Source organism: Methylobacterium tarhaniae (assembly GCF_001043955.1).
Classification (GTDB): Bacteria; Pseudomonadota; Alphaproteobacteria; order Rhizobiales; family Beijerinckiaceae; genus Methylobacterium; species Methylobacterium tarhaniae.
Genome location: NZ_LABZ01000125.1, coordinates 16,328 through 29,134, shown reverse-complemented (window position 1 = coordinate 29,134; position 12,807 = coordinate 16,328). Strand labels below are relative to the sequence as shown.

Here is a 12,807-nt window from a genome sequence, read left to right as displayed (position 1 = left end):
CCGGCCCCGCTCGGGCGAGGGGAGAGGCGCCTGACCGCCATTCGAACAGATCGAGCGGCATTCGCATGACTCTGTTCGGTCGCGAACCCCTGCCTCACAAGTAAAAATTTTTCTCTTTCATCCCGGATCGAGGGAGACTCAGCGCGCCAGCACCGCCCATCGGCAAGAGGGACCGTCTTTCTGCTGGGCGCAAAGGGAGAATATCGTTTCCCGACGTGATCGAGACCGGTCGCGGGTGGGCTTGACCTTGCGTGGGCCGGGCCGGAAACCGGCGCCGGATGCTCCCCTGCGCGAGCGGCTGCCGCCGCCCCGGCCGGCCCTATTCCCGGCCGGATCGCACCGGCCTGCGAATTCCGGCCCGAGATCTGCTTGCGGCTGGACGGCAGGCGCTCGCTCGCCGGGCTCGCCACGAGGATTGCGCATGATCACCCGTAAGACCCTGCTGTCCGCTCTCGTCGCCACGGCCCTCGGCGCGCTGGCCGGGCCCGGCCCGGCGCTGGCGGCCGGGAAGACCGTCACCTTCGCCTACCAGGACATGACGACGCCGATCCGCGTGCTGATGGAGAGCGGTGAGCTGGAGAAGCAGACCGGCTACACGGTGAAATGGGTCAAGTTCGGCGGCGGCGGCGACGTGATCCGCGCCATGGCCTCGGGCAACGTTGATCTCGGCGAGGCCGGCTCCTCGCCGATCGCCGCGGCCGCCTCGCAGGGTCTGCCGCTCAAGCTGTTCTGGATCCTCGACGACATCGGCGACGCCGAGCAGCTCGTCGCCCGCAAGGGCACCGGGATCACGTCGATCAAGGATCTCAAGGGCAAGACGGTCGGCGTGCCCTTCGTCTCCACCGCCCATTACCAGCTGATGTTCGCCCTCAAGGAAGCAGGCTTGAGCCCGAAGGACGTCCGGGTCCTCAACATGCGCCCGCCGGAGATCGCGGCGGCCTGGGAGCGCGGCGACCTCGACGCCGCCTTCATCTGGGCGCCGGTGCTGACGAACGTGAAGAAGAGCGGCACGGTCCTGGCCTCGGCCGGCGACTTCGCCGCCAAGGGCAAGGCGACCTTCGACGGCATCGTGGCGACCGACGCATTCTTGTCCGCCCACCGCGACTTCCTGGTCACCTTCGTCCGGCTGCTCGCCGCCGCCGACGCCGACTACGCCAAGTCCGGCAGCACCTGGACCACGGCCTCGCCGCAGGTGGCGGCGATCGCCAAATGGACCGGCGCCGCGCCGGCCGACGTGCCGGAAGCGCTCGCCGCCTACCGCTTCCCGACGCTCGCCGAGCAGGCGTCGCCGCGCTGGCTCGGCGGTGGGGCGGCCGACGCGCTCAAGTCGACGGCGGAGTTCCTGAAGGAGCAGGGCCGCGTGCCCGATCTCGCGCCGAATTACGGCGCCTTCGTCACCGCCGACGTGGTCGACGCCGCGCTCAAGCCCTGATCCGCAGGCCCCGATCCGGAGGAGACCGGCCGATGCTGGAGATCCGCAAGCTCAGCGTCCAATACGGAGAGGGCGAGAGCGCGACGCTCGCCCTGTCCAGGATCGACCTGACGATCGAGCCGGGGGAGTTCGTCGTGGCGCTCGGCGCCTCCGGCTGCGGGAAGACCACGCTCCTCAACGGCATCGCCGGCTTCCTGCCGGCGACGGAGGGGCAGATCCTCCTCGACGGGCGACCGGTCACCGGGCCGGGGGCCGATCGCGGCGTGGTGTTCCAGCGCCACGCCCTGATGCCCTGGCTCACCGTGCTCGCCAACGTTGCCTTCGGCCTGAAGATGCAGGGCGTCGCCAGACCCGAGCGCGAGGCGCGGGCCTGCGCCATGCTCGACCTCGTCGGCCTCGCCGACGTCGCGCAGAAGCGGATCTACGAGCTCTCCGGCGGGATGCAGCAGCGCGTCGGCATCGCCCGGGCGCTCGCCGCCGATCCGCGCATGCTGCTGATGGACGAGCCCCTCGGCGCGCTCGACGCCTTCACCCGCGAGCAGATCCAGGAGCTGATCCTGTCGATCTGGGCGCGGACGCAGAAGATGGCGTTCTTCATCACCCACGAGGTCGAGGAGGCGATCTTCCTGGCGACCAAGCTCGTGATCATGACGCCCCGGCCGGGGCGCATCGCCGAGATCATCCCGCTCGATTTCTGCCGCCGCTTCCTCGCCGGCGAGGAGGCCCGGGCGGTGAAGTCCAGCCCCGACTTCATCGCCATGCGCGAGCGGGTGCTGCGCTCCATCCACGACCATGGCGGGGCGAGACCCGAGCCCGACCGAGGAGCCGCCGCATGAGACACCTCGTGTCTCCCCCTGCCTATTCTGGCGAGGCCGTCACCCACACTCCCGAGGCGGCAAGGCGCCCTCCATCCGTCCGCCGCACCGCGATCCGCCGGAGCGCACCGCCCGCCTGGCTGATCAGCCTCGCGACGATCGCCCTCGCGTTCCTCGCCTGGATCGCGGCGACGCAACTCGGCCTCGTCAAGCCTTTGTTCCTGCCCCGACCGGGAAGCGTGCTGAAGGCCTTCGCGGACGCGCTGGACGGGCGCATCGACGGGGCGCCGCTCCTCGAGCACGTCGCCATGAGCCTCCTGCGCGTCGCCGCCGCCTTCGTGCTCGCGGCCCTGATCGGGATCCCTCTCGGCCTCGCCACCGGCCTCAACCCGACCCTGCGCGCCGTGCTCGATCCCTTCATCGAGTTCTACCGGCCGCTGCCGCCGCTCGCCTACCTGCCGCTCGTCATCATCTGGTGCGGCATCGGCGAGACCTCGAAGATCCTGCTGATCTTCCTCGCCTGCTTCGCGCCCGTCGCGCTCGCCGCCCGGGCCGGGGTCGCGGCGGCGAGCCTCGACCAGATCAACGCCGCCCGGGCGCTCGGCGCCAGCCGGGTGCAGGTGGTCCGCCACGTGATCCTGCCGGCGGCGCTGCCCGACATCCTGGTGGGGCTTCGCATCGGCATGGGCGTCGGCTGGACCACCCTCGTCGCCGCCGAGATGGTCGCGGCCTCGACCGGCATCGGCCAGATGGTGCTCAATGCCTCGAACTTCCTGCGCACCGACATCGTGGTGATGGGCATCCTGGTCATCGGCGCGCTCGCCGGCGCCTTCGAGTTCGGCATGCGCCGGCTGGAACGGCGCCTCACCCCCTGGAAGGGCAAGGCGTGACGGTCCGCCCGCCGCCATCCATCACTTCGAGAGACGCCCGATGCCTGGCGCAGGGCGTCACCATCGGTGCCACCAACCGCTCGCTCACCGGGCTCAACGACACCCTCTGCCTGAGCCCGGCGCCGATCGCGACCCCGACGGATATCGGCCGGATCGTGGAGGCGATCGACGGGGCGCTGGGGCGGGTGTTCGGCTGAGCCGCGACCCGGCTTTGCAGAGGTCGGGGACCTTGCCTAGCGGAACCATGCAAGATAATACACATCCTCTGGTCGAATCGGTGCGAGCAGCGTCCATTCGCTGAAATAGTGCAGGTTTCGGCGTGGCAGCCCGGGAGGCCGCCAGAGGACGACGCTCTCTCACCCGATGCGACGGCCGAGCGGTTCGCGACGGTTGGGGGATCCGCATGAGCACGCCGATCACGCCGGACGAGCTTCCGATCTGGGTCCCCGGAATCCGGACCGTGGATAGCGGCACCCTGGCCTGGGACGGGGTGCGCGTGGTCGGCTACCGCTATGCCGGCTCCGACGTGGAAATCCCGGCTTTGCGCGACTACCTGCTCGTCGCCTACCGGGAAGGGGCGACGCCGATGCACCGGCGCTGTTCCGGCGACTGGCAGGCCAACCAGATGTGGCCCGGCTCGATCTCGTTCCTCAGCCATGCGCAAGCGTCGCACTGGCGCTGGAGCGAGGATATCGAGGTCCTGCATCTCTATCTCGCACCCGGGACGGTGACCCGCACCGCCAGCGACCTCTACCAGCGCGAGGTCAGTGTGGTGGACCTGCGCGACGTGCTCCGGGCCGACGATCCGGTCCTCGCCGGCTTCGTCGCCGGCTTCGCGCAGGAGGCGGGGCAGGGCGGCCTCGGCAGCAGCCTCTACGTCGAGTCCCTGCGGCAGGCCGCCTGCATCCACCTGCTGCGCCATTATGCCGAGGTGCGGTTCCGCGAGCCCACCGCAGGGGGCGGGCTCTCGACGGCCCAATGCCGGCGGCTCAGCGCCTATGTCGAGGACCATCTCGGCGGCGGCCTCACCCTCGCCGAGATGGCGGGGGTCGTCGGCCTCAGCGTCTTCCACTTCACGCGAAAATTCCGCTGCGCCTTCGGCTGCCCGCCGCATGTCTACGTGATGGGAAGGCGCCTCGACGCCGCCAAGCGCCTCCTGGCGCGTCCCGATCTGCCGCTCAAGGTGATCGCCGCCGAATGCGGCTTTTCCGACCAGAGCCACATGACCCGCGCCTTCCGCAGCCTGCTCGACACGACCCCGGCCTCGTACCGCCGGAGCGTCACCGGGTGAGCGTGCCTCGCACGCAGCAAGTTTGAACAACGCAGGCCACGGCCTGCGTTCAAGACATTCCCCCGACCGCCGGGCTTGATGGGCGGACACCCGGGACAATCCGGGACGCCACTATCCGGGACGCCAAGCCGGATCGTGACAGCCAATCGAAGGGGAGGACAACCATGCCTCGATTGTCGCGCAAGGTCGCGATCGTCACGGGGGCCGCGGGCGGCATCGGCTCCGCCATCGCGACCGCCTTCGCCCGCGAGGGCGCCGCATTGTGTCTCGTCGACCGGGACGAGGCGGGGCTGGCGGATCGGGTCGCGCGGCTCGGCGCCGAACGCTGCTGCGCCTGCGCCGCCGACATCTCCGATCCGGAGGATGTCGCGCGGGCGACCGCCACGGCCGTCGATCGGTACGGCCGCCTCGACATCCTGATCAGCAATGCCGGGATCGAGGGCCGGGTCCTGCCGGTGACGGAATACCCGATCGAGGATTTCGACCGCGTGATGGCCGTCAACGTCCGCGGCGTGTTCCTCACCCTGCGGGAAGCGATGCCGGCGATGCAGCGCCGTGGTGGCGGCAGCATCGTCATCACCTCGTCGATCGCGGGCCTGCGCGGTTTTGCCGGCCTCTCGGCCTATTCCGCCAGCAAGCACGCCGTCCTCGGCCTGATGCGCTGCGCCGCGCTCGAAGGGGCGCCGCACGGGATCCGGGTCAACACCATCCATCCGTCGCCGATCGAGACCCGGATGATGCGCGCCATCGAGGAGGGAGCGGCTCCCGGGGCGGCGGACGCCGCGAAGACCGGCTTCGCCGCCCGGATCCCGGCCGGCCGCTACGGCACGCCGGAGGAGGTCGCCGCCCTCGCCCTGTTCCTCGCCAGCGACGAGAGCGGGTTCTGCTCGGGCGGAGCGTATTCCGTCGACGGCGCGATGTCCGCCGGCTGACCGGACCGGGCCGACCCGTCGGCCCGCCATTTCCAACCAAATCCTGCCCTGCCACTCTGTTGATGGAGACAGACATGTCCGTCGTGACATCGCCCCTGCGCGCGCCCGTTTCCTCCGATGCGCCGCTCTCGCTCGATGCCGCGGTGATCGGCGCCGGCGTCGCCGGCCTCTACCAGCTCCACCTGCTGCGCGAGCAGGGCCTCACGGTGAGGGCCTTCGACACCGCCTCCGATGTCGGCGGGACCTGGTACTGGAACCGCTATCCCGGCGCCCGCTTCGATTCGGAAGCGTATATCTACCAGTACCTGTTCTCGGAAGAGCTCTACAAGGGCTGGAGCTGGAGCGAGAAGTTCCCGGCCCAGCCGGAGATCGAGCGCTGGCTGCACTACGTCGCCGACCGTCTCGACCTGCGCAAGGACATCCAGTTCGAGACCACCATCACCGCCGCGCATTTCGACGAGGCGACCGGGCGCTGGCGGATCGAGACCGACCGGGGGCAGGTCATCGACGCCCGCTTCCTCATCACCTGCTGCGGCATGCTCTCGGCGCCGCTCACCGGGATGTTTCCGGGCCAGGACAGCTTCGAGGGCCAGGTCTTCCACACCGCCCGCTGGCCCAAGGAGCCGGTGGACTTCTCCGGCAAGCGGGTCGGCGTCGTCGGCATCGGCGCCACCGGCATCCAGGTCATCCAGACCATTGCGGACTCGGTCGGCCATCTCTCGGTCTTCGTGCGGACGCCGCAATACGTCCTGCCGATGAAGAACCCCACCTACACGCCGGCCGATCAGGAGGCCTACAAGGCGAAGTTCCACGCCCTCGCCGCCCGCATTCCGCACACGTTCTCGGGCTTCGAGTACGATTTCGAGAACGGGGCCTGGGCCGACAAGACTCCAGCGAAACGACGCGCGATCCTCGAGGCGGTCTGGGAGGATGGCTCGCTGAAGCTGTGGCTCGCCTCCTTCGCCGAGATGTTCTTCGACGAGGGCGTCAGCGCGGAGATCTCCGAGTTCGTGCGGGGCAAGATGCGCGCCGAGCTGAAGGATCCGGCCCTGTGCGACGCCCTCATCCCGACGGATTACGGCTTCGGCACCCACCGCGTCCCGCTCGAGCGCGGCTTCCTCAAGGCCTTCCACCGGCCGAACGTCTCGCTCGTCAGCGTCAAGGACAACCCGATCGCCGCCATCACCCCCACGGGCCTGCGCCTGGCGGACGGCACCGAGCACCGCCTCGACATCCTGATCCTCGCCACCGGGTTCGATGCCGGGACCGGCGCCCTGACCCGGATCGACATCCGTGGCCGCGGCGGGCGCTCGCTCAAGGAGGAATGGGGACGGGACATCCGCACCACCATGGGCGTCCAGGTTCACGGCTACCCGAACCTGTTCACCACCGCCGCGCCACTCGCGCCTTCCGCCGCCCTGTGCAACATGACGACCTGCCTGCAACAGCAGGCCGAATGGATCGCCGGCTGCATCGCCTATATGCGTCGGCGCGACCTTCAGATCGTCGAGGCGGACGAGACGTTTCAGGACCAATGGGTCGCGCATCACGACGAGATCGCCGCCGCGACCCTCGTGACCAAGACCAACTCCTGGTACATGGGATCGAACGTCGAAGGCAAACCGCGCCGGCTTCTCTCTTATATCGGCGGCGTCGGCACCTATCGCCAGAAATGCGACGAGGTCGCGGCCGGGGGCTATGCGGGCTTCAACTTCCGCTGACGCTCATCCGAGCTGGCACGGGGCAGATCCCGCACCGCGTCGCTCGCCACTCCTTCTTTCCGACTCCACGAGAAGTTCGATCATGACCAGCTCAACGATCCCGGCGACCGCCTTCGCGACGGCGGCCGACACCATCCTGCGGGACACCGTCGCGGCGGAGCCGGGCGTCTCCGGCGTCGTCGCCATGGCGACGGACCGCCAGGGCACGATCTACGAGGGTGCCGCCGGCGCGCGCACCCTCGACGCGGACGATCCCATGACGACCGACACGGTCTTCGCGCTGTTCTCGACCACCAAGGCCGTCACCGGCACGGCGGCGCTGCAGCTCGTCGAGGAGGGCCGCCTCGACCTCGACGCGCCGGCCCGCACCTACCTGCCGGAGATCGGACGGCTCCAGGTCATCGACGGGTTCGGCGGGGATGGGGCGCCGCGGCTGCGGGCGCCGAAGCGCGACATCACCACCCGGATGCTGCTGACCCACACCGCCGGCCTCGGCTACGACTTCTTCAACGAGACCTATGCCCGGCTCGCCGCCGAGCGAGGCCAGCCCAGCGTCATCACGGCGACGCGGGCGGCCCTGGCGACGCCGCTGCTGTTCGATCCGGGCGAGCGCTGGGAATACGGCAGCAACATCGACTGGTGCGGGCAGGTCGTCGAGGCGATCACCGGCGAGCGCCTCGGCGAGGTCTTCCGGGCCCGCATCTTCGAGCCCCTGGGGATGCGCGACACCGCCTTCGGCTTGAGCGACGCGATGCGGGCGCGGGTGGCCGGGATGCAGGCGCGCCAGGCCGACGGCCCCCTCGCGGCGATGCCGTTCGAGCTGCCGCAGGACCCCGAGATCCATATGGGCGGCCACGGGCTCTACGGCACGGTCGGCGACTACATGCGCTTCATCCGCATGTGGCTCAACGACGGCCAGGGCGAGGGCGGCCGGGTGCTGAAGCCCGAGACCATCCGCATGGCGGCGCAGAACCACCTCGACGGCCAGCGCGTGACGATGCTGCCGGGCGTGATCCCGGCCCTGTCGAACGACGCGGAGTTCTTCCCCGGCCTGCCGAAATCCTGGGGACTGACCTTCATGATCAACGACGCGGAGGCGCCGACGGGCCGGCCGGCCGGCGCCCTCGGCTGGGCCGGCCTCGCCAACCTGTTCTACTGGATCGACCGCGACAATGGGGTCGGCGGCTTCTGGGCGACGCAGATCCTGCCCTTCGGCGATCCGGCCTCGTTCGGCGGCTACCTTGCCTTCGAGACGGCCCTGTACCGCGCCCTGCACGGCGGCGCCTGATCACAAGCGCCGGACAATCTGCTAAAATTCGCCAGAGACGCTTTTTCTGGCCACGTCGAATCATGGAAAGATTCTGGCTGGGCGCCCCACTGCTTGATGCAAGGTAGTCTGCCCAGCTTCATTTTATGGTTTTTCAATCAACAGCCGGCCTGCCGCCTTGATACGCTACACGGACAGCCCATTCAAAGACACACCGCAACAATTCCTCCCTCGATGCAGGAGAAGGCGCCGGCATCCGATCAAAAAAGTTGAGATACAATCATTGTCTTCGCCACCGAGTCCCCCGCCCGGGCGCAAGACGTATCGCAGGTCCGGCTGCAGGGTGAGGCCGGGCAGCACCTCGCCATTGCGAAGCGGGCCGGTGCCGTGGCCGAACAGGAGGCTGTCGCGGTCGAAGGCGCGTGCGCCGGGCCGATGCGCGAGGAGATCACGCCCAGCGCCGCGGTGTCAGGAGCATTTTCCGATGCGGTGGATACCGGCTCGTCGAAGAGAATGCGGCACAATCGAAGACCGAGGGCAGCGCCCGATGGGAACGCGATCGGGCGCTGCTCTAGCCGACGGGACTGCGGTCGATCTGGCGCAGCACGTGATGCAGGTCGAAGGGCTTGGGTAGGAACGTCGCCCGCGCCGGCAGCGCCTGGGGCGAGGGCGGGGCCTGGCCGGAAACGACGAACAGCAGGGCCGGCGGAAAGCGCTCGCGCACGTAGTGGGCGAGCCTCAGCCCGTCCATGGCGCCGGGCATCTCGACATCGGTCAGCAAGACGCGGATTTCGCCGTGCCGGTCGAGCAGGGCGATCGCCTGCTCGGCATTCTCCGCCTCGTAGACCTGCCAGCCCCGATCCTCGAAGAAATCGGTCATGTCGAAGCGCACCAGCGCCTCGTCCTCCACCACGAGGATGGTCTTGCTCCCGATCGGTGTGCGCTGCCCCAACACTACGCCTTTCCGTCCGTCATGACCGCATCGCCCAACTGGGTGTCCATCGCGAACGTCAAACCGTCCGGGCGATACTCGATCCCGGCCGTGCCGCCGAAATAGGAGCGCAGCGAGCGCTCGATCAGGATGCTGCCGAAGCCACGCCGGGTCGGCTCCGCCACCGGCGGCCCGCCCTGCTCGCGCCAGTCGAGCCGGAAGCGTGCCTCGGGGGCCTCGCCCCGCACCTGCCAGATCACGTCCACCCGTCCCGCATCGTTCGACAAGGCCCCGTACTTCGCGGCATTGGTTGCCAGTTCATGCAGGGCCAGCGCGAGAGCCACTGCGACCTGAGGCTTCAGGGTGAGACAGGGGCCGTCAAGCAGGATGCGCACCCCGATCTCGCCGTGTGGGGCCAGGGCGCGCTCGATCAGCTCCCGCAGGTCGGCCGAGCGCCAGGAGGCGTTGGTCAGCACGTCGGTCGCCGCGCCGAGGGCGACCAGCCGGGCCGACAGGTCCTGGCTGGCCTTCTGCACGTCGGAGGCGTTGCGCAGGGTCTGCCGGGTGACCGACTGGACGACGGCCAGCACGTTCTTGAGCCGATGGGCCAGTTCGCCGTTCAGCAGCCGCAGCTCCTCTTCGGCCTGCTTGCGGGCGCGAAAGTCGCGGGTCACGGTCCCGTAGCCGACGGTCCGGCCATCGATGTCGGTGACGGGGAAGACCGAGTACAGGACCGGGATCAGCTCGCCCGTCCGGAAGTGGCGGAAGGTCAGCTCGCCCGACCAATGGCCGTCGCGGTCCACCGCCGGCAGCACTTCGCTCGTGACTGTCGCGACCTGCTCGGGCAGGAAGAAGTCGGTCATGGCCAGCGCAGTGACGTCGGCCCCGTCGAGGCCGACCATCCGCCGGGCAGCGTCGTTGACGTAGAAGACCCGGCCGTCGGTCTGCAGCATGCCGATGAAGTCGGTGCTGTTCTCGGCCAGCCGCACGAAGTGTTCGCGCTCGTCCTCGCTCTCGCGCAGGGCCGTGATGTCGCGTGAGACCGACAGGATGCGGTCGTACCCGCCGTCCTGGTTACGGATCGGGCTGAGCGCGACGTGCCACCATTTGGGCGTTCCCCGTATGGTGCTGGCGCGCCCGACGAAGCTCTGGGCGCGCCCCTCCCGGGCGGCGGCCAGGGCGGCAAGGGCCTCGACATGCCCCTGGCCGGTCCAGAAATCGGGCCAGTGGCACCCCGCGATGGCGTTGAAGTCGCTGACTTCCATCACGCGCTGGCCGCCTTCGGACATGAAGGTGAGCCGACCGTCGAGGTCCAGCACCTTGATGCAGTCGGTCGAGCTGGCCAGCACGCTGGTGAGGAACGCCTCGCGCTCCGCCGCCGCCGCGGCGCTTCGCATCAGCTCGGTCCGCGCCGCGTCCGCCTCGATCAACGCGTGGCGCAGGGCGACCACCAGGCCGACCAAGCCCGCCGTGGTGACGATGAAGATCGCTGAGGCGACCACTTGCATGAGCGACAGGGCGCCGACCGGCGGCACGTCGCGCAGCGTGATGCTGGCGCAGAGAGCCGCCAGGAGCGTGGCCCACAGCCCGGCCCCGCCCCCGAGCAGCAGGGCGATGACGACGACGGCGGGCGTGAAGAGGAACCAAGGGGCGAACTCCGCGAACATCGCGGAGCGCAGCAGCGCGACGCCGCCGACTGCGAGCGAGGAGAGGCCGTACCGGGCGAGGAAGGAGGGCCGGCCCGCCACCAGGGCGGTCCGAAGCCGGTCGAGAAGGCTGCGCAGCTGAGTGTCTTCTGTCGTTCGTCCCAAGGGAATACGAGCGATCGCCCGGAACATCGACTGCGCTGACGCAAGTGCCGTCAGGTCCCAGTGCGGTGATCGGGCAGCACCTCTAGCACGAATCCCGACGGCCACTCCAGCGCAACGGGGCCGCCATGCCGCCCTCTCCGGAAGGCTCGCATCGATCGGCGGAGCTTCGACCGATGGCCCTTGTCGAGATGGCCCTTGCGGATGCCCGGCCCTGCTCACGCGCAAGCCGCACGCGGCCGACCTAATAGTTGATCGTCGCCCGCAACCCGATCACCGTCGCGTTCTTCAACCGCCGCCGATCATCGCCCGCGAGCCCGCCGCCCGGCCGCATCACATATTGCAGGTCCGGCTGCAGGGTGAACCCGGGCACCACCTCCGCCTGGTAGGTCGCCTCGATCACCATCTCGCTGCTGCGCAGCGGCCCCGTGCCCTGGCCGAACCGGATGGTGTCGCGGTCGAAGGCGCGGGCCGCCGGGCTGATGCGGGAGTAGATCACCCCGAGGGCCGCGGTGTCGTTGGGGCGGCCGGGCAGCAGGCCTTTGTAGGCGATGCCGCCGTCGACGTAGAGGTCGATCAGGTTGCGGTCGGCCGGCACCTTGGAGAGCCGCAGGAAGGCGCTGGCGCCCTCGTCCTCGGTGTCGGGCTCGCGGTAGAGCGTCTGGTCGATGATGCCGTAGACGCCCCGGTCGCCGCGGAAGCGCCGGGCGATGCCGCTCGCCTCCGGATCGGCGAGCAGCCGGCCGGCGACGCTGTCGAGGCGCGGGCTGTCGAAGCCGCCGAAATGCTGCCAGCCGCCGAGCGTCGCGGTGCCGTGCAGGGTCTCTCCCCACAGGTTCAGCGTGTAGGCATACGCGACCTCGCCGATCAGCAGGGGCGGGTCGCCGACCCGGAAGCTGGTGCCGGTGCGGTTGATCCGCTGCGGGTCGGTGCCGTCGCCCCGGCGCCGGCCTGCCGGATCGCCGTCGAAGAGCGCGGCCTGGAACGACAGGCGCGCGTCGGGCACGTATTTCACCCGCACGGCCGGGGTGGCGAGGGGATAGATCGGCCCGCCGCTCGGCAGCACCACGGCGCCGATGTTGGGCCAGCCGAAGCCGGCATTGAAGAACACCACCGCCGACTGGGCGATGGCGAATTCCGTATCGGCGGAGACCTGGCCCACCTTGATCGAGAGTTGATCGCCGAAGACGCGCTGCTCCAGCCACAGCTCGAACAGCCGCGTCGCCGGCAGGGCCTCGATGCCGCTCACCGTCGTCAGGTTGTTGACGGAGGAGCGCGAAAGCCCGTGGCCGTGGATCTGGAAGAAGTCGGTGTGGACCTTCGCCCCGGTCCAGCCGGCGAGCCTGTCGAGGTCGATGTCGAGGGACGTGTCGAGGCGTCCGCCAAAGGTGGCACCACGCTTGAGGCCCCCGCGCAGGTTGGCCAGCCCCTCGCCGATATAGGTGATCGTATAGGTGATGCCGCGCCCGGCCAGGAGCACGCGCAGGCCGAACGGGTCGCCGTAGGGACCGAGCGACGACTGGATCGAGCCGCCGATCGTCACCGAGACCTGGTCGGAGGTCCGCGCCTGGGCGATGGCGGTCTGCGGGTCGCCGCCGGCCCCCGTGAGGGGCCAGGCCGGCGGGACGACCGTGAGGCGGGGAGCCGGCTGCGCGGCGGCCCCGGCCGGGGTCAGGACCAGTGCGGTGAGCGCCGCCGCGCGCCAGCCCCCCATGCCCCG

General features: G+C 69.7%; 11 protein-coding genes. 8 read left to right on the top strand and 3 right to left on the bottom strand.

Annotated features, from left to right (window positions below; all coding sequences use genetic code 11):
• Positions 1–421: 421 nt before the first annotated feature.
• From tauA to acmB, 8 genes are all read left to right on the top strand, one after another.
• Entirely contained in the window at positions 422–1,432 is a 1,011-nt protein-coding gene (tauA, locus tag VQ03_RS17850; RefSeq protein ID WP_048452242.1) for a taurine ABC transporter substrate-binding protein, read from the top strand.
• 32 nt (positions 1,433–1,464) lie between these two features.
• Positions 1,465–2,268, top strand: coding sequence for a taurine ABC transporter ATP-binding protein (locus tag VQ03_RS17845; protein ID WP_048452241.1), 804 nt, complete (start codon positions 1,465–1,467; stop codon positions 2,266–2,268).
• Positions 2,265–3,137: an ABC transporter permease subunit gene (locus VQ03_RS17840; protein ID WP_048452240.1), complete on the top strand. Its 873-nt coding sequence runs from the start codon at positions 2,265–2,267 to the stop codon at positions 3,135–3,137. Before VQ03_RS17845 ends, VQ03_RS17840 begins: the two co-directional genes overlap by 4 nt.
• Entirely contained in the window at positions 3,134–3,334 is a 201-nt protein-coding gene (locus tag VQ03_RS17835) for a hypothetical protein (protein WP_048452239.1), read from the top strand. Before VQ03_RS17840 ends, VQ03_RS17835 begins: the two co-directional genes overlap by 4 nt.
• A 206-nt stretch (positions 3,335–3,540) precedes the next feature.
• Complete coding sequence (locus VQ03_RS17830) at positions 3,541–4,428, top strand: helix-turn-helix domain-containing protein (RefSeq protein WP_048452238.1); 888 nt, start codon at positions 3,541–3,543, stop codon at positions 4,426–4,428.
• Between the two features lie 164 nt (positions 4,429–4,592).
• Positions 4,593–5,360 (top strand): SDR family NAD(P)-dependent oxidoreductase, encoded by a 768-nt coding sequence (locus VQ03_RS17825; RefSeq protein ID WP_048452237.1) that lies wholly within the window; start codon positions 4,593–4,595, stop codon positions 5,358–5,360.
• Positions 5,361–5,434: 74 nt separating this feature from the next.
• The gene (locus VQ03_RS17820; protein WP_048452236.1) at positions 5,435–7,081 is read left to right on the top strand and encodes a flavin-containing monooxygenase; all 1,647 of its coding nucleotides are present in this window, start codon (positions 5,435–5,437) and stop codon (positions 7,079–7,081) included.
• An 82-nt stretch (positions 7,082–7,163) separates the two neighbouring features.
• Positions 7,164–8,369: a methyl acetate hydrolase AcmB gene (acmB, locus tag VQ03_RS17815; protein ID WP_048452235.1), complete on the top strand. Its 1,206-nt coding sequence runs from the start codon at positions 7,164–7,166 to the stop codon at positions 8,367–8,369.
• 550 nt (positions 8,370–8,919) lie between these two features.
• Here acmB and VQ03_RS17810 read toward each other — a convergent pair.
• The 3 genes from VQ03_RS17810 to VQ03_RS17800 all read right to left on the bottom strand — a co-directional run bounded on the left by VQ03_RS17810 (position 8,920) and on the right by VQ03_RS17800 (position 12,801).
• Positions 8,920–9,303 (bottom strand): response regulator, encoded by a 384-nt coding sequence (locus tag VQ03_RS17810; RefSeq protein ID WP_425350075.1) that lies wholly within the window; start codon positions 9,301–9,303, stop codon positions 8,920–8,922.
• Positions 9,303–11,027: a PAS domain-containing protein gene (locus VQ03_RS31060; RefSeq protein WP_053078637.1), complete on the bottom strand. Its 1,725-nt coding sequence runs from the start codon at positions 11,025–11,027 to the stop codon at positions 9,303–9,305. Before VQ03_RS31060 ends, VQ03_RS17810 begins: the two co-directional genes overlap by 1 nt.
• A 304-nt stretch (positions 11,028–11,331) precedes the next feature.
• A complete protein-coding gene (locus VQ03_RS17800; RefSeq protein ID WP_048452233.1) occupies positions 11,332–12,801 on the bottom strand; it encodes a carbohydrate porin in 1,470 nt (489 codons plus the stop codon).
• Positions 12,802–12,807 lie beyond the last annotated feature (6 nt).